At 32.5% G+C, this 20,254-nt stretch carries 18 protein-coding genes; 4 read left to right on the plus strand and 14 right to left on the minus strand.

Annotated elements, in window-relative coordinates; genetic code table 11:
- Positions 1-107 precede the first annotated feature (107 nt).
- The 5 genes from H2650_RS12895 to H2650_RS12915 all read right to left on the minus strand — a co-directional run bounded on the left by H2650_RS12895 (position 108) and on the right by H2650_RS12915 (position 7,341).
- Positions 108-1,997: a monovalent cation:proton antiporter-2 (CPA2) family protein gene (locus tag H2650_RS12895; protein WP_188051221.1), complete on the minus strand. Its 1,890-nt coding sequence runs from the start codon at positions 1,995-1,997 to the stop codon at positions 108-110.
- A gap of 1 nt (position 1,998) precedes the next feature.
- Positions 1,999-2,604, minus strand: a complete 606-nt coding sequence (locus tag H2650_RS12900; RefSeq protein ID WP_188051222.1) for an NAD(P)H-dependent oxidoreductase — start codon at positions 2,602-2,604, stop codon at positions 1,999-2,001.
- A 164-nt stretch (positions 2,605-2,768) separates the two neighbouring features.
- Positions 2,769-5,006, minus strand: coding sequence for a cation:proton antiporter (locus tag H2650_RS12905; protein ID WP_188051223.1), 2,238 nt, complete (start codon positions 5,004-5,006; stop codon positions 2,769-2,771).
- A 185-nt stretch (positions 5,007-5,191) separates the two neighbouring features.
- A complete protein-coding gene (gene purB / locus H2650_RS12910) occupies positions 5,192-6,538 on the minus strand; it encodes an adenylosuccinate lyase (protein WP_188051224.1) in 1,347 nt (448 codons plus the stop codon).
- 110 nt (positions 6,539-6,648) lie between these two features.
- Positions 6,649-7,341, minus strand: coding sequence for an NAD-dependent deacylase (locus tag H2650_RS12915; protein ID WP_188051225.1), 693 nt, complete (start codon positions 7,339-7,341; stop codon positions 6,649-6,651).
- 222 nt (positions 7,342-7,563) lie between these two features.
- Between H2650_RS12915 and H2650_RS12920 the strand changes: the two genes are divergently transcribed.
- Positions 7,564-8,235 (plus strand): RNA methyltransferase, encoded by a 672-nt coding sequence (locus H2650_RS12920; RefSeq protein WP_188051279.1) that lies wholly within the window; start codon positions 7,564-7,566, stop codon positions 8,233-8,235.
- Here the strand turns inward: H2650_RS12920 and H2650_RS12925 are convergent.
- Positions 8,224-8,751 carry a MepB family protein gene (locus H2650_RS12925; RefSeq protein ID WP_188051226.1) on the minus strand — a complete coding sequence of 176 codons (528 nt, stop codon included), beginning with the start codon at positions 8,749-8,751 and terminating at the stop codon, positions 8,224-8,226. The two genes, H2650_RS12920 and H2650_RS12925, sit on opposite strands and share 12 nt — an antisense overlap.
- A 341-nt stretch (positions 8,752-9,092) precedes the next feature.
- On the opposite strand from H2650_RS12925, the gene H2650_RS12930 reads away from it, so the two are divergent.
- Entirely contained in the window at positions 9,093-9,422 is a 330-nt protein-coding gene (locus H2650_RS12930) for a type II toxin-antitoxin system HigB family toxin (protein WP_188051227.1), read from the plus strand.
- Between the two features lie 2 nt (positions 9,423-9,424).
- Positions 9,425-9,781, plus strand: coding sequence for a type II toxin-antitoxin system HigA family antitoxin (locus H2650_RS12935; RefSeq protein WP_188051228.1), 357 nt, complete (start codon positions 9,425-9,427; stop codon positions 9,779-9,781).
- 299 nt (positions 9,782-10,080) lie between these two features.
- On the opposite strand, the gene H2650_RS12940 is transcribed toward H2650_RS12935, so the two are convergent.
- The 6 genes from H2650_RS12940 to H2650_RS12965 all read right to left on the minus strand — a co-directional run bounded on the left by H2650_RS12940 (position 10,081) and on the right by H2650_RS12965 (position 17,557).
- Complete coding sequence (locus H2650_RS12940; RefSeq protein WP_188051229.1) at positions 10,081-11,148, minus strand: DUF262 domain-containing protein; 1,068 nt, start codon at positions 11,146-11,148, stop codon at positions 10,081-10,083.
- Positions 11,132-11,788: a hypothetical protein gene (locus tag H2650_RS12945; protein WP_188051230.1), complete on the minus strand. Its 657-nt coding sequence runs from the start codon at positions 11,786-11,788 to the stop codon at positions 11,132-11,134. The genes H2650_RS12940 and H2650_RS12945 overlap by 17 nt, the downstream gene beginning before the upstream one ends.
- Before the next feature lie 404 nt (positions 11,789-12,192).
- A complete protein-coding gene (secA, locus tag H2650_RS12950) occupies positions 12,193-15,534 on the minus strand; it encodes a preprotein translocase subunit SecA (protein WP_188051231.1) in 3,342 nt (1,113 codons plus the stop codon).
- 85 nt (positions 15,535-15,619) lie between these two features.
- Complete coding sequence (locus H2650_RS12955; RefSeq protein ID WP_007138072.1) at positions 15,620-15,841, minus strand: DUF2795 domain-containing protein; 222 nt, start codon at positions 15,839-15,841, stop codon at positions 15,620-15,622.
- Positions 15,842-16,038: 197 nt separating this feature from the next.
- Positions 16,039-16,608 carry a cob(I)yrinic acid a,c-diamide adenosyltransferase gene (locus H2650_RS12960; RefSeq protein WP_188051232.1) on the minus strand — a complete coding sequence of 190 codons (570 nt, stop codon included), beginning with the start codon at positions 16,606-16,608 and terminating at the stop codon, positions 16,039-16,041.
- A gap of 262 nt (positions 16,609-16,870) precedes the next feature.
- Positions 16,871-17,557, minus strand: coding sequence for an ABC transporter ATP-binding protein (locus H2650_RS12965; protein WP_188051233.1), 687 nt, complete (start codon positions 17,555-17,557; stop codon positions 16,871-16,873).
- Between the two features lie 371 nt (positions 17,558-17,928).
- Between H2650_RS12965 and H2650_RS12970 the strand changes: the two genes are divergently transcribed.
- Positions 17,929-18,594, plus strand: coding sequence for a DUF6565 domain-containing protein (locus H2650_RS12970; RefSeq protein ID WP_188051234.1), 666 nt, complete (start codon positions 17,929-17,931; stop codon positions 18,592-18,594).
- A gap of 164 nt (positions 18,595-18,758) precedes the next feature.
- On the opposite strand, the gene H2650_RS12975 is transcribed toward H2650_RS12970, so the two are convergent.
- Together H2650_RS12975 and H2650_RS12980 are read right to left on the minus strand one after the other, a co-directional pair.
- Entirely contained in the window at positions 18,759-19,388 is a 630-nt protein-coding gene (locus tag H2650_RS12975; RefSeq protein WP_188051235.1) for a carbonic anhydrase, read from the minus strand.
- A gap of 30 nt (positions 19,389-19,418) precedes the next feature.
- Complete coding sequence (locus H2650_RS12980; RefSeq protein ID WP_188051236.1) at positions 19,419-20,198, minus strand: O-methyltransferase; 780 nt, start codon at positions 20,196-20,198, stop codon at positions 19,419-19,421.
- Positions 20,199-20,254: the final 56 nt, after the last annotated feature.

Below are 20,254 nucleotides of genomic sequence, written 5' to 3' on the forward strand. Positions count from 1 at the left end.
TTTTAAGTATAAAAACAAAGCATAATTAATTTCCCTTTAGGATTTTAATTATGCTTTGTTATTTAATTTCATTTTAAACTTTTAAAAAATTAAGCGAAACTTACATGTTATTCGTTATTGTCGGCTAAGTTATTTTTTAGATGCTCGCTATCCCAACTGTGGTTTGTTGCGGCAACTTGCGAATAAATATCAGTCTTAAGAAGTTGTTCTTGTAAATCTACTTCCTCTTTCATTGTAATCATATAGGCCATTTTATCGTGCCTTTTTTCAGCTAATTTTTTAGTTGTAATTTCGTCGTATTTTATAAATTGTTGTCCTTGTCTTGTGGCTGAATATTTGCGATGTCCTAATGCAACTAACGCATCAACACCCATATTTACCGCACTGTATAACGTTTCTCTATAAATATGTTTAACTTGATGATCAATGAGTTCATAGGCATCATTTCGGTTTCGAGCACGTGTTAGGATTTTTAAATTTGGAAAATGCTTTTTTAAGGTTTCAATCACTTGCAAATTGACCGTTGGATTATCAATTGCAGCTATAAAAAGTTTTGCATTTTCACAACCCGCTGCTTTTAATAATTCTAATCGTGTAGCATCACCATAATAGACTTTAAACCCCATTTTTCTTAATAAATCAATACGCTCCGAATCGTAATCTAGAATGGTTAGTTTTACCTTATTGGCTTTTAATAAACGTCCGACAGTACTTCCAAAATGACCAAAACCTGCAATGATAACGGGAGTAGGTTCATCTATATAATCATTTTCTTTTTTTGGTCCAGTAGCTCTTTCTCTATTTCTGGTAAATGGATAAATGAGTTTTTCATTTATTAACAACAAAAAAGGAGTCGCTACCATGCTCATGGCAATGACAGCCATTACTTGATTGGCTAGAATAGTTGGAATGATATTCAATTGCATACAGAAGCTCATGATCACAAAACCAAATTCTCCCGCTTGACTTAATCCAAAAGCAAAGAGGAAATTTTGATCGGTCTTTTTTTTATTAAATCTACTAATAAAGAATAAAACAGTAAATTTCACCAATGTTAAAATGGCTCCAAAAACAAAAATAAAAATAGGATCGTTGAGAATTAATTGAAAGTTTATGGAAGCGCCAACTCCCAAGAAGAAAAGTCCCAAAAGTAATCCTTTAAAAGGAGCAATATCACCTTCTAATTCATGTCTAAATTCTGAGTTTGCCAATACGACTCCTGCCATAAAAGCACCAAGTGCAGGACTTAGGCCTACTAATTGCATGGAATACGAAACACCAACTACCAATAATAAAGCAGAGGCAGTAAACAATTCCTGTAATCTCGTTTTTGCAATAATGTGTAATATAGGAACAAGAACATAACGGCCAGCAAAATAAATAGTAGATATGATTCCCAATACAATTACCGTTTGTAACCAACTAGGAAAACCTGCAATCAATGATTGGGGTCCGTCATTGGTTACATCAATATTAACTGTTGATAAAAGCGGTAAAAAAGCTAGGATAGGGATTACGGCAATATCTTGAAATAGTAAAACTGCAAATGAGGATCTTCCTAATGAGGTGTTTAATAATCCCTTTTCTTTTAAGGTTTGCAGTACAATTGCAGTCGAGGATAGTGTTAATGCCAGTGAAATAGCCAATCCTGTTTTCCAATTCCAATCCATAAAAAAGAGGAATCCCAAGAACAAAATTAGTGTTGTACCTGCTAATTGTGCAGAACCTATACCGAGAATGAATTTTCGCATTTTCCAAAACTTCCGAGGTTCTAGTTCTAAACCAATCAAAAACAACATCATTACCACCCCAAATTCAGCAAAGTGCATAATATCTTGACCTTCTTGACCAATAAATCCAAGTACGTAAGGACCAATTACTATTCCCGCTAATAAATATCCTAAAATAGAACTTAAGCCCAATTTTTTTGCAATAGGTACACAAATTACGGCTGCTGCTAAATAGATGATTGCTTGTAATAAAAAATCAGTTTCCATATTAAACTTGTATTGTTGCGAACCACTCGTTTAAATAATGGTATTGCAAAATTCCCTCAGAATCTATAATATTGTTTTCTAGATAATCTAAAAAATAGCCATAAATTATGCCGTTTTTAGAATAATCCTCTTGTGTCATATTGTGAGTTCCATGTACGACAAAAGGAGGTAAATATAGCATGTTACACACTTTTGCCGTTTGATTAAATGGTTCTAATAGTTCCAAAATACTATAACGATGACTTCCTGTTTCGCAATAATTTTCTTTATCTCCGCCAGTAGTAATGACTTGAAAAATAATTTTATCCTGCAAGGCTTTCCCTTTTTTTCCATAAGCCCAATTGTATTCTAAAACCATGTCAATCCACTGCTTCATTAGTGGCGGGCAACTGTACCAATACATGGGATGATGCCATATAATGATGTCATGCTCACTTAAAAATGCTTGTTCGCGTTTTACATCAATATCAAAATCGGGATATTCCTCATATAAATCATGAAAAGTGATGTTTTCTGAATTGGGAATATTTTCTACCAACGCTTTATTCGCATGAGATTTTTCGAATAAGGGATGGGAAAACAAGATTAATATTTTATTTTTTGGCATAAAGTCCTTTAGGATTAAGTCTATTTAGTTGATTTATAGTCGTTTTGTTTGTTTTATGAGATGGAAAGATATAAAATATTGATTAATTCTAATCTTTATTGAAAAGTAAATCCTGTCAGACAAAAAGATAGGGTGACAGGATTCATTAAAAGGAGATAAAACTATTAATTTTTGAAAAATATATTTAATAATTTTTTACTCCCTACCACCCAAAGAATATCATTTTTTTCTAAAATCATGTTTGATTCGGGATTAAGAATTCTTTTTCCGCTTCTTTCAATTCCTACAATCAGAGCATTTGTTTTTTCACGAAGCTGTGATTCCCTAATTGTAGCGCCTATAAATTCTTCTTCTTTAATTTCTAGTTGCTTTAGGATAATATCAGTTTCAATAATTTCAGGAAGTTCAATTTCATTTTGATGCAAATACACTTTAAAATCTTTAACTTGATTATCGGTTCCAATGATACAAATTTCGTCGCCTGGAAAAAGACGCTCATTTTTATTGGGAATATTTATCGTGAATTCACCTCGTTTGATAAAGGCGATATTAATACCTAATTGCTCTCTAATTCGCAACTCTTCCAATGTCTTTCCCACTACATTTGAAGTTGGAGCAATTTCAAAAGTAGACATATGTCCATCCCAAGGTGTTAAATCACTTCGGCTTCTAACTGCTTTTTTGATTTCTCTAGCATTTAGATTTCTTAGAAAATGATCTTCAATTTTATGGTAATGTGCATTTAGTTTTTTAGGGAAAATAAAGTAACCAAATACCACTACTATCAAGGCTACGAAAGCAATTATAGGAGAAAAAAAGATATTAAGTAACAAACCAATATAAAAAAGCGCTAAAACCATTCTCAATAAGATCATCATCAAAATCGGAGCACGGTATTTGCGTTCTTCTCTTAAAATTGCCACCTCTTTTACTGCTACTCGTCGTAAGGATAATGCCCATAAAAAAGGAGATATTATTACTAAAGTAATTAAGGCGCCAAAGATATTTCCGTATTGAGTGACTTCTACCAATGGTAAAATATATTTAGAAGAAAGCAGTATCATTGCTACGATAATTACCGAGTGTATAATTACTTGGGTTAAAAAAGCGCGAACCACTATTTGCCAATTGGTCACTAATTTGATTGACTGTGCATTGGCACTATATCTTTCAATTCGTTTAATCCATCTTCGGGGTAATTTCTTTTCTAAATATTCAGAAAATGGAGTGGAAAATTTAATCATAAAAGGCGTCGTAAAAGTCGTTACTGCAGATACTGCCACAACAATAGGATATAGGAAATCACTGGTTACTTTTAGCGACATTCCTAGTGTGGCTATGATAAAAGAGAATTCCCCAATTTGAGATAAACTCATTCCTGTTTGGACTGATTGTTTTAGAGGTAAACCCGAAAGTAAAGCGCCTGCTGTTGAGCTAATCGATTGTCCTATGATAACTACAACTGTTAATATCGCTACTGGAAAAGCATATTCATATAAAGTATCTGGATTAATTAACATTCCTACAGAAACAAAAAATACCGCTCCAAAAAGATCTTTTACCGGTTTTACCAAATGTTCAATATGTTCTGCTTGTGTCGTTTCGGCAATAATAGATCCCATTATAAAAGCACCCAAAGCAGGAGAAAAACCAACATTAGCGGCTAGAATAACCATCATTAAACATAAAGCAAGAGAGACTATTAACAGCATTTCGTCGGTTAATATGTTCTTTGCTTTTTTTAGTAAAGTGGGAATGAAAAAAATCCCTCCTACAAACCAAATAGTTAAAAAGAAAATCAATTTTAATACCGATAGTAATAATTCCGTTCCTGAAAATTGTTGGCTTACAGCTATAGTTGAGAGTAATACCATCATTAAAATAGCAACAATATCTTGTACAATTAAAGAACCTATAACTATTCCAGCAAATTTTTGTGTTTTTACACCTAGTTCTTCAAAGGTTTTGAGAATAATTGTCGTGGATGAAACAGAAAGAATAACTCCTAGAAATACACTGTCCATGGGTTTCCAGCCGATCCATTGTCCTACCATATATCCTATTGCAATCATCGCAATTATTTGTGTGACCGCGGTAATTGATGCTGATCCGCCCACCTTCATTAGTTTTTTAAAACTAAATTCAAGCCCTAAGCTAAACAGTAAAAAGATTACTCCAATTTCAGCCCAAACTTCTACACTTTTTAAATCTTTTACAGAAGGGAAAAAATCAAAATGATTTCCCGCTAAAAATCCAGCAATCAAATAACCTAAAACCAGCGGTTGTTTTATTTTTTTAAATAATAAAACTGCAACAGCAGCTGTCATTAATATTAATCCTAAATCACTAATTAAGGGTTCTAAATGGAGTGATACATTTGCTACTGTTTCTGCGGTACTCATAGGCGTTTATTCGTTTTTTTATGGTTTTCTGTATTTTGGTAAGATATATAAAATATTTTTTTTATAACAGTATGTTTTGTTAAAACGAGCGTTTATAGTACGATTTAAATGAAAAATTCCCATTAAAAAGAAGTGTTTTGTTCTTTTTAATGGGAATTGATTATTTTAATTAGAAAATGTAGTATTTATATTCCCAAGAAATTACTAGGAGTAATTTGCATTAATTCTGCTTTAATTTCTGCCGATACGTCAAGTGTTGCTATAAAACCATGAATGGCTTTCTTGTCAATCGCCTCATTGGTTCTAGTTAATCCTTTCAGAGCTTCATAAGGATTTGGATACGCTTCTCTACGCAATATGGTTTGAATAGCTTCGGCAACAACGGCCCAGTTTTTCTCTAAATCTTCGTGAAATTTAGGTTCGTTTAATAATAATTTATTTAAACCTTTTAATGTTGCTTCAAATGCTATCAAAGTATGTCCCATCGGAACTCCTATGTTTCTTAAAACCGTACTGTCTGTCAAATCGCGTTGTAATCTTGACAATGGTAATTTTGCAGATAAGTGTTCAAAAATAGCATTAGCAATTCCTAAATTTCCTTCTGAATTTTCAAAATCAATTGGGTTAACTTTATGCGGCATTGCTGAAGATCCTATTTCTCCTGCTTTTATTTTTTGTTTAAAATATTCCATTGAAACATACGTCCAAATATCTCTGTCTAAATCTATAATGATAGTGTTAATTCTTTTTAACGCATCAAAAAATGCTGCAAAGTGATCGTAATGTTCAATTTGTGTAGTAGGGAAGGAGTGGTGCAAACCTAAATTTTCTTCCACAAATTTTCCACCAAACTTTCTCCAGTCAATTTGCGGATACGCTACATGATGTGCATTGTAGTTTCCTGTTGCTCCACCAAATTTAGCTGCAAAAGGAATATTAAACAACAAACGCATTTGCTCTTCTAGACGTTCTACAAAAACGCCAATTTCTTTACCCAAACGAGTAGGAGAAGCCGGTTGTCCATGCGTGCGTGCTAGCATTGGAATAGCCGCCCATTCGATGCTTAAATCCTTCAGTTTTGAAGTCAAAGTGATCAACGATGGCATATATACTTTCTCAAAAGCTTCTTTTGTCGAAAGCGGAATAGCCGTATTATTAATATCTTGAGAAGTCAATCCAAAGTGGATAAACTCCTTATATTCTGATAAACCTAGTTTTTCAAAAGCATCTTTAATGAAATATTCAACTGCTTTTACATCATGATTCGTGACTTTCTCCGTTTCTTTAATCCAAAGTGCATCTTCAGTAGAGAAATTTTTGTAAATAGCACGTAAACTCTCAAATAAATCTGGGTTTACGTTTGCAAGTTGAGGTAAAGGCGTTTCGCACAAAGCAATGAAATATTCAATTTCAACCAATACGCGGTATTTGATTAAAGCTTCTTCAGAGAAAAATGGAGCCAGTGAAATAGTCTTGTTTCTATATCTACCGTCAATTGGTGATATAGCATTCAATTCGTTTAAAGTAGTCATTGTTTAGTTGTTTGTTCGAAAGTCGCAAATATAAGCAGATATTAGAAAATAGCCGTATGATTTATAACATTTGAATTAGATAAAGCCCTACTTTCTCTGTTTTTTGTTTTTTAAATAAAAGAACGCAACTTATTTCTCATAATTTCAACACCTTTTGAGGCTACTTCTGGAATTACTTGCAATGGATTTCTAAGATTAGGGATTTTTATTGGCTTAGGATCAATATAAAAAATAGGTATTTCACGAGCTGTAAAATCGATTAATCCAGCAGCAGGATAAACCTGTAAAGAAGTTCCAATTACAGCAAAAAAATCGGCACTTTGTGTAATTTCCAAAGCTCGATCAAGCGCAGGAACGTCCTCTCCAAACCAAACAATATGCGGTCTCAATTGATTTTTCTCGTCATCCATATCGCCAAAATTTAAATCCTCATACCAATCCAAAATATAATTTAGGTTTGTTTCACTTCTCACTTTTAATAATTCGCCATGAAGATGTAAAACATTTGTACTTCCAGCACGCTCATGCAAATCATCTACATTTTGAGTAATTATATACACCTCAAATTCCTTTTCCAGTTCCGCTAAAATTTGATGTCCTAGATTGGGTTCAACTTCTTTGAGCTGTTTGCGTCTTTGATTATAAAAATCTAATACTAAAGCTGGATTTTTACGCCAACCTTCCGGCGTTGCAACATCCATTACGTTGTGACCTTCCCAAAGTCCGTCACTATCTCGAAAAGTTTTAATTCCGCTTTCTGCACTAATTCCCGCTCCCGTTAAGACTACTAATTTCTTTTTCATATTTTTTTATTTGGGCGTGTTCGCAAAAGCGACCGGGCTTTCGGCTTTATCTTTGCTGGCCTAAAAAGTCCAGAAAAGGATATCGCCTCTATCCCTCACGCAAATTCTGCAAAAATTCATAAATCAATTTCTATTCACAAATAAAAATTGAAGATTGAACAAGCCAATTCTAAAGTGATAAAGCTACTCTTTTTTACTATTTTTGCCAAAAAACTTATTCTAATGATTGATATCGATTACCTTAATTTTCTTGAAAATATTCTGACTGACAACCGTAAAGAGAAATTCCTGAAAGTTTTGGAAAATAGGACGAAACATTTTACAATCGCGGTAGAAGATATTTTCCAAATGCACAACACTAGTGCGGTTATGCGCAGCTGTGAGATTTTTGGAATACAAGAATTAAATGTAATCGAACAGCGTTACGGAAAAAGTATCGATAAGGAAATTGCAATGGGTGCTCAAAAGTGGGTGGATATAAATACATTCGATAGTATTACGAATTGCGTAGATACTTTAAAAAACAAAGGTTACCAAATTATCGCAACAACTCCTCACGAAGGAGATTGCTTGATGGATGATTTTGATATATCAAAACCGAGTGCCTTGTTTTTTGGAACAGAAAGAGACGGTTTATCACAAGAAATTTTGGAACGTGCCGATGGTTTTCTTAAAATCCCGATGGTAGGTTTTACAGAGAGCTTGAATATTTCAGTTTCTGCCGCAATAATAATTCAAAACTTAACGAGTCGATTACGCAAAACGAACATTAATTGGCATCTATCCGAACAAGAAATCTTAGAAAAACGTTTGGCTTGGGCTAAAAATTCTATAAAAGATATCAAAAGAATTGAAGAGCGTTATTTTATTGATAATCCAAAATCAGTTGTATAAATCGTAAAGCCTTTTCGCATCTTCAATGTTAACTGTTTCATCGCTTGGAATTTCTAAAAAATAATCCAGTTGCCATTGTTGCGTTTTTTGAGCTTGTTTATTTATAGCTTCATCCCAAGGCGGATAAACGCGAATCGCTCTTTTGCCTTCTTTAGTAGTTGTCGAAATAATTCCTTTTTCACAAAGTACTGATTTTGGGAATACAAATTGTCCAACACGATTTTCTTTTCGTACACTAATCACGATTAAATCAATTCCATCAGTGCAATCAAATGGTTGAATTGGTCCTTTATCGATTCTCTTCCATAAAGTTACAAATTGCCCGATTTTGGTTGGAGTAATTTTTGCAACACGAAATACAATTGATTTATTATTTAGTAGGAATGAATACGCTCCGTATTCAGCGCTTTCTTTTTCCTTTTCAGGAAACGAACATTCAAAATTATAGGTGTCATAAAGTTTTTCTTTAGTAAGAAGTAAATCGGTGTGAATTGTAAGATCGCTTTTCCAGGACATTTTTTTGTTTTTAATAGGATTTCAAATATATAGAAAGCCGATAATTACTGTCGTAATTGTGGATTATAAATAAAATTTCATTATGTAGAAAAATATCAATTAAACAAATTTTATCCATTTAATTAAGTCGAAAGTTTAAAAGTCGTAAAGTCAAAAGAATCAATAGTATTGATAATGATTCAAAATCAATTGATTATTTTATTTTGTCTGATTTAAAAATACGACATTATACAATGTTTAGTACTTATTTAAAGTGTAGATGACTAATTATTGTTACTCATCATAATTCAAATCAAGAATAAAAAGTTTGCAAATTGAAAACTTAAAAGTATATTTGTCAAATGAAAATTCTTGTAAAGAAAACAATTTTATTTTATATCGAAAAATATCCAATTGCAAAAACGCAATTGTTAATTTGGTATAACGAATTTACAAAACTAAATTTTAAAAATTTCAATGAACTTAAGAGTGTTTATGGAAATGCAAGTATTGTAAATAATGATAGAGTTGTTTTCAATATAAAAGGAAATGATTTTCGTTTAGTTGTTTCAATAAATTTTTTGCAAACAGCTTGTTATGTAATTTGGTTTGGGACTCATAAAGATTATGATAAAATTAATGTTGAAACCGTTGTTTTTGATATAGCGATTTTAAACTATAAAAAGCAATAACTATGAACTGGAAAGTATTAAAAACGGAAGAAGATTATAATAAAGCATCAATCAGATTAATGGAGCTATTTCACGCAAAACCCAACACTTTAGAAAGCGATGAACTAGACTTGCTTTTAGTTTTAGTGAAAGATTTTGATGATAAAAATTACCATTTACCACAACTTGACGCTTTAGAAGTAATAAAATACAAAATGGAAGAAATGGGTTTAAAAGCAAAAGACCTTGAATCAATTATAGGAAGTAAAGGACACGTTTCGGCAATACTTACTGGAAAGCGTGAAATAACATTAAAAATGGCTCAAAAATTAAAAAATTATTTCAGTATTCCAGCTGAAGTTTTTCTCCATAGTGTTTAAATCGAGAAGGATGGATTTTTAATTCTCGCAATTTTTTCTACACTGCTACTGAAGTCAAACCTTTTATAAACCTCTAATATCTTCAAAACGAACTAATTATCTATTAAAAATAATTGTTTTAACGGTGACTAAAAAGTTAACGAAAACACGAGAAAAATCACTCTCCTTTTACTGCAAAAAAAAAGAGGCATTTTAGCCTCTTGATCCCGACTATTCGGGTTGTTGGAATTGGCACGGATTACAAATCCGCCTATCGGGTTTTCAAGCCCAACAAAGTCTTAGCTGTTAGCAGCTGGACTTTATTCTAATATTTTTTTAAGAATATCATTTCTACGAATTCGGTTAGTCTTGCCTTGAGTTCCTGTTGAACTAAGTTTTTTATATTCTTGGATATCTTCTTGAGTATTTTTATCGAAAACTTGTTGCGCATAATTAGCATCATTATATGCAAGTACAAAATTTTTGAAAGAAGAAATTTGTTTATCTTTAATTCCTCCTTGTTTTCTTATAAAATAATACACTAATAAAAATAAAGTATATAGATGCGTCTTTTTTCGTATAAATCTTTCTACATCTTTTTCATTGTTAATAATTTTCTCAATTTCTGAAATTATCGAATAAAATAGTTTTTGATCCTCTTCTTTTTCAGAATATTCTTCGTTATATAAGTCATATACTTTATTAAAGTTCGCTTGAGTTGTATCTTCTCCAATACCCATTCTAAAAAACAAAAGAATACTGCTAATTAGCTGTATATCATTCATTCTACGTAAATCTTGTATAGAAAAAATAGTATGTTTTTTCCAAAATTGATTTTCCGCAATTTCTGCTGCTGCTTTTATAAATAATCCCTCAAATTCAGCATTTCTAAGTTCTTGAGGATTTAGTGACATATTAGTACTGTTTAACCTTAAAAACATATTTACCACATCATTTCTTTCTACTTCTTCTCCAACTATTCTTAATGAAAGTTTAAATTTCCAAATAGCGCTTCTTTCATCATCGGAAAGTTCACTAAATTTTTTACCTACAAAATTCATTTTTAAATTTTTTTCATCTATCGCTATTGCTTGTAGAGAAAATTCATCATTTATAAAATTCAATATTGCACCTAATCGTTGTTGTCCATCAATTATACTAAATTTCATATTTCCTGATTTTGAATCAGTGTCTTTCTGCCATAAATAAATTTCCGGTATAGGAAATCCAAGAAGTATGGTTTCTATTAATTTAATTTGATGTTTTTCTAACCATACATAATTTCTTTGGAAACTATTATCAACAGTTAATAAACTTGCATTCATTAAATCAATAACCCATTTTACTTTTTGAGGTTCTATATTTATTTGATCATTTATTGTTGCCATTTTTATAATTTATTATTGATAAAAGTATTTGAGTTATTTTTTGTTCGCGTTTATGATTTTTTAAAACTTTATTCTTCAAAAGTCCTATGCCAAAATAGTGATAATTTTCTACAGATTCCCATGAATCGTATATTCTATAATTAACTTGTTGTTCCACACCGAAAAACAATTGCAAATCTTTGACAAGAGGCTCTACAGTTTTTAGCCAACTAATTATTTCAGGATGTTTCAGCGTTGGATTTTTTAGAGATATAAATTTTTTAAATATAAATTTAGATACTTCACCATATTCGGCCATCGGGACGCCTCGATAAAACATTTCAACATATGCTGTCCATAATTTATTAAAATGTTTTGGAGAAACAATAATTATATCAAAATCTGAACTTTCATCGAAAAGTTTATATTTCTTTCCTGGGTTAAAACTTATTCCAGTTTTTGCACTTCCGACTATTGCTACGTTGTTAAAATGTACATCAAGCTTTTCTGAAATAAAATACTTTAGTTCATCGTATTTAATGGAATGATTTTCATCTCCAAAATAATTTGAAAAATACCATACTTTCTGACCCAAAAGATATTTTCTGTAAATATCTTTTGAGTTTTTTTCTAATAAATCCTTCTTTAATTGTAATATCACAGTTGGTTCTGTTTTAATTTCGAGGGCGTCTTACCGCTAACTTGTATATATGCGCTTCAAAGTCGCACCAATACACCCATTTCTAAATGTATAGGCGAAAGTTCACTCTGTTTTTTACTCGTTCTTCAAATATATAATTTTATTCCGAAATTGCTGATATAAAATTAGTTTTCAAAAGTAATTCCTCTCAACAGAATATACTTACGGAAAACCGTAAAAACTCTCAATTTATCTAGATCACCTAGCCCTGATGGAAGCGGCATCCTTTTATTTTAGGAGGAAGCGATAGTGGCATCCTAAAATAAAAGATACAGCGCACAGCAGGATTAGCTCCTAAAAAAAAGCATAAAAAAACTCCACTACTTGCGCAGTGGAGTTTTTATTGTTTAGAAATAAAAGGGCTTTTAGTTCACCAATACCCATTGTCCTGAAGCGATTAAGCTTTCGGCTTTTTTGTATTTCATTTCTTGTATTTGTCCGTTAGCCACGTTTTGAACCGTAACGTTATCATTACGATTTATTTTTGGCATATCTCTCGTAATAGTTTCGGTAACTTGACGTGGTTGGGTTTCTCCCGCTTCACGATTTGCAGCTTCACTATTAGGAATCTCATCTTTACTCAACTCGTAATCTTCTCTTGGAGCAACATCTATTGCCTCTTGAATTTTTTGATTTTCTTGAGCTGGTAAATCCCCTTTGAATAAGAAAGAAATTACTTCTTTGTTTACGTTGTCAATCATTGCTCTAAACAAATTAAAAGCTTCTAATTTGTAAATTAGTAAAGGATCTTTTTGTTCGTGAACTGCTAATTGAACCGATTGTTTCAATTCGTCCATTTTACGCAAGTGTTTTTTCCACGCTTCATCAACAATTGCTAATGTAATGTTTTTCTCAAAATCAGCCACTAGTTGCGTTCCTTGAGAATCATAAGCCATTTTCAAGTCAGTTACGACATTCAACGATTTAATTCCATCTGTAAAAGGAACTACGATACGCTCAAATTGGTTGTTTTTATCTTCGTAAACACTTTTTATAATAGGGAAGGCTTCTCTTGCGCTTCTTGCTGTTTTCTCAGTATAATATTCTAATGTCGCTTTATATACTTTTCCTGTTAGCTCCATTTCGCTCAATTTATTGAACTCACTTTCGGTAACTGGTGAAGTAATAGAGAAATAACGAAACAATTCAAATTCGAAGTTTTTGAAATTATTACTTCCTTTATTTTGATCTACAATTAATTCGCAGGTATCATAAAGCATATTAGCAATATCTAATTTCAAACGCTCTCCAAACAACGCATGACGACGACGTTTGTAAACTACTTCACGTTGTGCATTCATAACGTCATCATATTCTAACAAACGCTTACGAACACCAAAGTTATTTTCCTCTACTTTTTTCTGAGCACGCTCGATAGATTTTGTCATCATCGAATGTTGAATCACTTCTCCTTCTTGCAATCCCATTCTGTCCATTACTTTGGCTACTCTTTCAGAGCCAAATAAACGCATTAAATTATCTTCAAGAGAAACATAAAACTGTGAACTTCCTGGATCTCCTTGACGACCTGCACGACCACGTAACTGACGGTCTACACGACGAGAGTCATGACGCTCTGTACCTACAATTGCTAATCCACCAGCTGCTTTTACTTCGGCAGATAATTTAATATCCGTACCACGACCAGCCATGTTTGTTGCAATAGTAACTACTCCTGGTTTTCCTGCTTCTTCAACAATTTGAGCTTCTTGTTTGTGCATTTTGGCATTCAACACATTATGTGTAACCCCTCTCATTTTTAACATTCGGCTCAATAATTCAGAAATCTCTACTGAAGTAGTACCAATAAGTACTGGTCTTCCTGCTTTTGATAATTCTGTTACGTCTTCAATAACAGCGTTGAATTTTTCACGAGTCGTTTTATAAATAAAATCCTCTTTATCCAATCGTGCCATTCCTCTGTTCGTAGGAATTTCTACAACGTCTAATTTATATATCTGCCATAACTCACCAGCTTCAGTAACAGCAGTTCCTGTCATACCACCCAGTTTGTTGTACATTCTAAAGTAGTTTTGCAAAGTTACTGTTGCAAAGGTTTGTGTTGCTGCTTCAATTTTTACATTTTCTTTAGCTTCAATCGCTTGGTGTAATCCGTCAGAGTAACGACGACCATCCATTATACGACCCGTTTGCTCATCTACAATCATGATTTTATTATCCATGATCACATATTCTGTGTCTTTTTCAAATAAAGTGTAGGCTTTTAGAAGTTGTGTTAAAGTGTGAATACGCTCACTTTTTACACCAAAATCTTGAAATAATTTTTCTTTTTCTTCTGCTTCAACGTCTTTGTCTAATTTTTTCTTTTCGATAGCAGCTATTTCTGTTCCAATATCTGGAAGTACAAAAAAGTCAGCATCAGTATCTCCAGAAAGATATTTTATTCCGTTGTCCGATAATTCTACTTGATTGTTTTTTTCTTCAATAACAAAGTACAATGCCTCATCGATCTTGTGCATTTCTCTATTGTTATCTTGCATGTAATGGTTTTCTGTTTTTTGAAGCAATTGTCTAATTCCTTCTTCACTTAAAAACTTAATTAATGCTTTGTTTTTTGGTAATGCTCGGTAAGCTCTTAATAATTGGAATCCACCTTCTTTAGTATTTCCCTCTTTTATTAATTTTTTAGCTTCTGATAAAAAACCGTTTGCTAATTGACGTTGAAGCCCCACTAGGTTTTCGATTTTTGGTTTCATTTCCATGAACTCATGACGGTCTCCTTGAGGGACTGGTCCAGAGATAATTAATGGTGTTCTTGCATCATCAATTAATACTGAATCGACCTCATCGACAATAGCATAATTATGTTTGCGTTGTACCAGATCATTTGGCGAATGTGCCATGTTGTCTCTTAAGTAATCAAAACCAAATTCATTATTAGTTCCGTAAGTTATATCTGCATCATACGCTTTTCTTCTGTCATCAGAATTGGGCTGGTAGTTGTCAATACATTCTACAGTCATACCATGAAATTCGAATAAAGGCGCTTTCCAGGTACTATCTCTTTTTGCCAAATAATCATTGACAGTTACTAAATGCACACCGTTTCCTGTTAATGCATTTAAGTACAATGGTAAAGTTGCCACTAATGTTTTTCCTTCACCAGTTTGCATTTCTGCCACTTTTCCTTCGTGCAACACCATTCCGCCAATTAATTGTACGTCATAGTGAATCATATCCCAGGTAATTTCTTTTCCTGCAGCACTCCATGTGTTACTCCAAACTGAGTTGTCTCCGTCTAAAGTAATGTAGCTTTTTGTGGCAGATAATTCTCTGTCTTTTGGAGTTGCTGTAACTACAATTTGAGAATTGTCTTTGAAACGTCTTGCTGTTTCTTTTACTACAGCAAAAGCTTCTGGAAGAATTTCCATTAATGTTTTTTCCGAAATATCGTAAGCTTCTTTTTCAAGAGCATCAATAGCGATGTAAATGTCTTCTCTTTTATCAATATCCGTGATACTTTCTACTTCCTTTTTAAGAGAGGCAATTTTGGCATCTTTTTCGGAACGATCTTGTTTTATTTTTTCTTTAAAAAATAGGGTGCGTCCTCTAAGTTCATCATTGGTTAATGACATTAAAGGAGTTTCGAACGTTTTAATTTTGTTAAGATAAGGTTGTAATGCTTTTACATCTTTTTGTGACTTATCGCCAACAAAGACTTTAATAAGGCTATTTATGAAACTCATGATATGTTTTTATTTCTATTTTTTTTAATTTTGAGACTTTAAACCAAAAAAAGCCTCTTTAGAGACTTTTTAATTGGGTTACCTTTTAATATTCATCCTCATTCCAAAGATAATCTTCGTCAGTAGGATAATCTGGCCATATTTCTTCCATTGATTCATATATCTCGCCTTCATCTTCTATAGATTGAAGGTTTTCTACTACTTCTAATGGAGCTCCTGCTCTAATAGCGTAGTCAATAAGTTCGTCTTTGTTAGCAGGCCACGGGGCATCACTAAGATAGGATGCTAATTCTAATGTCCAATACATTTGTTGTCGATTTAGTTTTGTGCAAAAATAAAATTTTTACTGAAAGAGACAAGTAAAAAATGATTTATTTTTAGTTAAAGTTAAGAACGTTTAAATTGATTTCAGATTTTTGACTTTAAATTAACAATTTTTTCATTTTGAATACCTCTAAAATTAAAAAACCATTACTCTTTTCTTAAAGCTTCAGGACTGAAAACTTACTTCCTCGGTATCCATTGCACTTCGTTAGCATTCAAGTCATGAGACAACTTTCGTGCCAACACAAAAAGATAGTCAGAAAGTCGGTTTAAGTACTTAATTGCAATCTCGGCAACGGGTTCATTATGACTTAAATGAACGGCTAGACGTTCTGCTCGACGGCAAACACAGCGTGCAATATGACAATATGACACAGTAGTGTGTCCTCCAGGAAGTACAAAATGTGTCATTGGCGGCAAGGCTTCTTCCATAGCGTCAATTTCATTTTCTAATAATTCGATATCAGATTCAATTATTCCTAGTTTTTTTAATCGTAATTCTCCGTTTTTCATGACCTCTTTTTCTGGTGGAGTAGCAAGAATGGCTCCCACTGTAAATAAGCGATCTTGAATTTCGATTAAAATTTCTTTGTAATGGATATTCATTTCTTGGTCACGAATTAATCCGATATAGGAGTTTAACTCATCTACGGTTCCGTAACTTTCTATTCGGGCGTGGTCTTTAGGTACTCGAGTTCCTCCAAAAAGAGCTGTCGTTCCTTTGTCTCCCGTTTTTGTATATACTTTCATTTTTTTGAATTAGTGTTGTGGATCAAATTTAGGCTATTAATTTGATTCTTGAAATAGAAGAAACTTCAAATGGATTTATTACTAAAACTAAGCCTTCTGTAAAAGTTTAAAACTCTTTTTTACTATTATAGAAGTTCTTTTTACAACTCGTTCCTAGCCCGGATAGTAGTGAAAATCCTTTATTGCTATTTTAGCCTTTTTAGAGGCGTGAAAGAGCAATAAAGATTGTAGCGGATAGCCGGATTAGCTCCTTGAAAAAAAATTATTTTGTGGTATCACTTTCTATTAATCCATCGCGCAAACGAATGATTCTATTTGCATAAGCGGCAATTTCTTCCTCGTGAGTTACTAGAATAACGGTATTCCCGTTGGAGTGGATGTCACCAAATAGTTTCATGATTTCTAATGAGGTTTTGCTGTCTAGATTTCCGGTAGGTTCATCGGCCAGAATGATAGATGGTTTGTTGACTAAAGCTCTAGCGATTGCTACACGCTGACGTTGTCCTCCAGAAAGTTGGTTGGGTTGGTGATCCATTCTATCGGCAAGATTTACTTGTTCTAGAACTTCGGTAGCTCGTTTGTTGCGTTCTGATTTAGAAAAACCTGCATATATCATGGGTAATGCCACATTATCTAGGGCAGTTGTTCTAGGTAAAAGGTTGAAGGTTTGAAAAACAAAACCTATTTCTTTGTTTCTTATTTCGGCTAACTCATCATCTTTCATTTTGCTTACATCTTTTCCGTTCAAAATGTAATTCCCAGAAGTAGGGGTGTCTAAGCATCCTAATAAGTTCATTAAGGTAGATTTTCCAGATCCCGAAGGACCCATTAAAGCTACATATTCGCCTTTATTTATTTCTAAATCAATGCCTTTTAGAACATAAACGATTTCATTTCCAAGTACAAAATCTCTTTTGATATTCGTTATTTTTATTAGCGGGTTTGCCATTAGAATGTATGATTTTTAACCTTAGACTTTGCTCAGGCTACTATTAATTTAGATTTTAAAAGTACAAAAACTTTTGAACTATTAATAAGTAGTCTTTTTTTTAATTTGTTACACTGTTTAGAATAATGAATTTTAATTTCTACATTATTAAGTTTAGTTTAATAGTGCGATTTAGATGATTTTTCTAGTGGTTTATAAGCTAAAACAAGTTATAAACTTTTATATTATTTTAGTTAATATTTTTATAATTCAACTAAGTTTTTGTGTTATTTCACAATTTTTAAGATTAGTTGTATAATTATTGGTTTATTATTGAATAATTAACAATCTGATATACATTTGTTTCATAATAATTAATTAAATCAAAAATTATGAAAACTCAAAAACTAGTATTAGGATTAGCAGTAATGGCTATAGGATTTACATCATGTAAAGATGAAAAAGCAGAACAAGCAAAGAAAAAAGTTGATTCGTACGTAACTTACGTAGATTCTCTTGGAAACGTAGCTGAAGCTGAAGCAGCTCAAAATTGGGAAGGTATTGAATCTTCATACCAAACTAGAGTAGGAGAAGCTGAAGTTGCTATAGCTGATATGAAAGATAATGCTGAATCTCAAGCAAGAATTGATGCTAGTAAAGCAAAATATGAAGCTTTAAAAGTTAAAGTTGAAGCTCAAAAAATGGCTGCCGCTGCTGCTGCAAATCCAAAACAACAAATGAGAAATGCTTTGTTTGGTGAAGGAAAAATAGGTGATGATATGAATTTTGGTTGGGTAAATGCCGCTAATATTCATAGTGTTTACCAACAATTTGTTCATACTGTAGAAAACAACAAAGACAAATATTCTCGTGAAGATTGGGATGAAGTAAAAGCAATGTATGAAGCCTTGGATAGCAGAAAAAATACAGTAGAAAAAGAAGGTCTTTCTTCTGAAGACAATAGAAAAATTGCTGGTTTAAAAATTAAATTTGCACCGATGTACACTCTAAATAGAATGGGAGCTAAATCAGAAGAAATGAAAAAAGCTAAACAATAAGCTAAAGAATAAGGAATAGTTAATTCAATAGGGAGATGACAGTCAGTAATGGCTGTCATTTTTTTTGGTTACCTTTTTACGATAACGAATAAATGTATAAAAGGCTGTTTCAATAATTTTGAAACAGCCTTTATTGTAAATTTTAAATGAATAGGATTATTTTATTAATCCGCTATTTTATAAATGGATGTAATTTCTTTAAAGATAGCATCAACATCGATATTTAAATCTATTAATTCTCCGTTGTGAATATCAAAAACCCATCCGTACACTTTTAGATTGCGTTGTCTATTGGCTCTCTGAACTTCAGCGGTTTTAATCACGTTGATGCATTGTTCTTGAACATTCAACTCTACTAATCTTTTGTATTTTTGACCTTCCTCTTCTATTGCATCAAGCTCTTGTCTGTGAAGACGGTATACATCACGTATGTTTCTTAACCATGGATTTAAAATTCCTAAATCGGCTTGTTGCATGGCAGCAAGTACACCGCCACAACCATAATGGCCACAAACTACAATGTGATTTACTTTTAAACTCGTTACGGCATAATTAATAACAGACATCGAATTAAGGTCTGTATTGGGAACCATATTAGCAATATTTCTGTGTACAAAAACTTGTCCAGGTTCTAATCCCATTAGATCTTCGGCAGAAACGCGGCTATCAGAACAACCTATATAAAGGAATTCAGGAGTTTGTCCGTCGCCTAATTTGTCAAAATATTTTTCGTCGCTTTGAAGCTTTTTTGCAATCCAATTGCGGTTATTCTCGAAGATCTGTTTGATGTCCATGTAGTATATTTAGATTGCAAATATAATAATCTATACGCGAATGATGAAATGTTCTTTTGGTTGTTCTCTTCTAAAAAATACAAATCCCCATTGAAACGTGTCTATCGTTACGCTAACTTTATTATGTTTTTGTATTATTTTCCAGGCCTCTTCCATATCTTTTGACCAATGAATATCATCAAAAATCCATACCGTTTCGTTGGTAACTGTAGGAAGTAATGCTTCAAAATAATCTAAAGTAGCTTGTTTTTGGTGGTTTCCGTCAAAATAAATAAGATCAAATGGTTTAAATTTTAAATCGCTGTTTTTTAAATAATGACTAAATTCTGAATTTAAAAATTCAATATTCATGCATTTGAATTTTTGCAACTGATTTTGCGCAACAGATAAGGTGTTTTTGCAGCCTTCTAAAGTTGTGATTTGTGCCTTTTTATTTCCCAGAGAAAGTGCAGCAGTTGCTAATCCTACTGAAGTTCCTATTTCTAAAATGGAAGAAGGTTGAAAATAATTTACAATACGGTATAATAATTGGGCTCTTCTTGTTGAAATTCCCGCAGTTGTAGCAATCTTTGAAATTTCTCTTTTATTAGATTTAAAAACTTTAGAACCCGCACCAAAATCAGTGACTTCAATAGTGTTTTTGTTTTCTAAAAGTGATTTCCTAAACTTTTTTAAAACCTCATATTCTGGTATTGTTTTACGATCATAAAAGCATTTTGTCAATAAATTAAAGACAAATGGAGAATGAACTGCATGCTCGTTTTTGGACTGCCAAAGAAATTTTAGATATGATTTTACTTGAAATAACATAAAGGTTTATTACACAGAGTTGCACAAAAAAAAGCGAAGATACTCAGAGAATTCTT

Source organism: Flavobacterium sp. GP15 (genome assembly GCF_014281985.1).
GTDB classification, from domain to species: domain Bacteria; phylum Bacteroidota; class Bacteroidia; order Flavobacteriales; family Flavobacteriaceae; genus Flavobacterium; species Flavobacterium pygoscelis.

Coding starts and splice junctions, on each gene's coding strand:
- purB (WP_188051224.1), bottom strand. CDS start 6,538: ATGACTACTTTAAACGAATTGAATGCTATATCACCAATTGACGGTAGA.
- H2650_RS12905 (WP_188051223.1), bottom strand. CDS start 5,006: ATGAGTACCGCAGAAACAGTAGCAAATGTATCACTCCATTTAGAACCC.
- H2650_RS12980 (WP_188051236.1), bottom strand. CDS start 20,198: ATGTTATTTCAAGTAAAATCATATCTAAAATTTCTTTGGCAGTCCAAA.
- H2650_RS12925 (WP_188051226.1), bottom strand. CDS start 8,751: ATGTCCTGGAAAAGCGATCTTACAATTCACACCGATTTACTTCTTACT.
- H2650_RS12965 (WP_188051233.1), bottom strand. CDS start 17,557: ATGGCAAACCCGCTAATAAAAATAACGAATATCAAAAGAGATTTTGTA.
- H2650_RS12935 (WP_188051228.1), top strand. CDS start 9,425: ATGAACTGGAAAGTATTAAAAACGGAAGAAGATTATAATAAAGCATCA.
- H2650_RS12920 (WP_188051279.1), top strand. CDS start 7,564: ATGATTGATATCGATTACCTTAATTTTCTTGAAAATATTCTGACTGAC.
- secA (WP_188051231.1), bottom strand. CDS start 15,534: ATGAGTTTCATAAATAGCCTTATTAAAGTCTTTGTTGGCGATAAGTCA.
- H2650_RS12975 (WP_188051235.1), bottom strand. CDS start 19,388: ATGGACATCAAACAGATCTTCGAGAATAACCGCAATTGGATTGCAAAA.
- H2650_RS12895 (WP_188051221.1), bottom strand. CDS start 1,997: ATGGAAACTGATTTTTTATTACAAGCAATCATCTATTTAGCAGCAGCC.
- H2650_RS12940 (WP_188051229.1), bottom strand. CDS start 11,148: ATGGCAACAATAAATGATCAAATAAATATAGAACCTCAAAAAGTAAAA.
- H2650_RS12955 (WP_007138072.1), bottom strand. CDS start 15,841: ATGTATTGGACATTAGAATTAGCATCCTATCTTAGTGATGCCCCGTGG.
- H2650_RS12930 (WP_188051227.1), top strand. CDS start 9,093: ATGAAAATTCTTGTAAAGAAAACAATTTTATTTTATATCGAAAAATAT.
- H2650_RS12915 (WP_188051225.1), bottom strand. CDS start 7,341: ATGAAAAAGAAATTAGTAGTCTTAACGGGAGCGGGAATTAGTGCAGAA.
- H2650_RS12960 (WP_188051232.1), bottom strand. CDS start 16,608: ATGAAAGTATATACAAAAACGGGAGACAAAGGAACGACAGCTCTTTTT.
- H2650_RS12970 (WP_188051234.1), top strand. CDS start 17,929: ATGAAAACTCAAAAACTAGTATTAGGATTAGCAGTAATGGCTATAGGA.
- H2650_RS12900 (WP_188051222.1), bottom strand. CDS start 2,604: ATGCCAAAAAATAAAATATTAATCTTGTTTTCCCATCCCTTATTCGAA.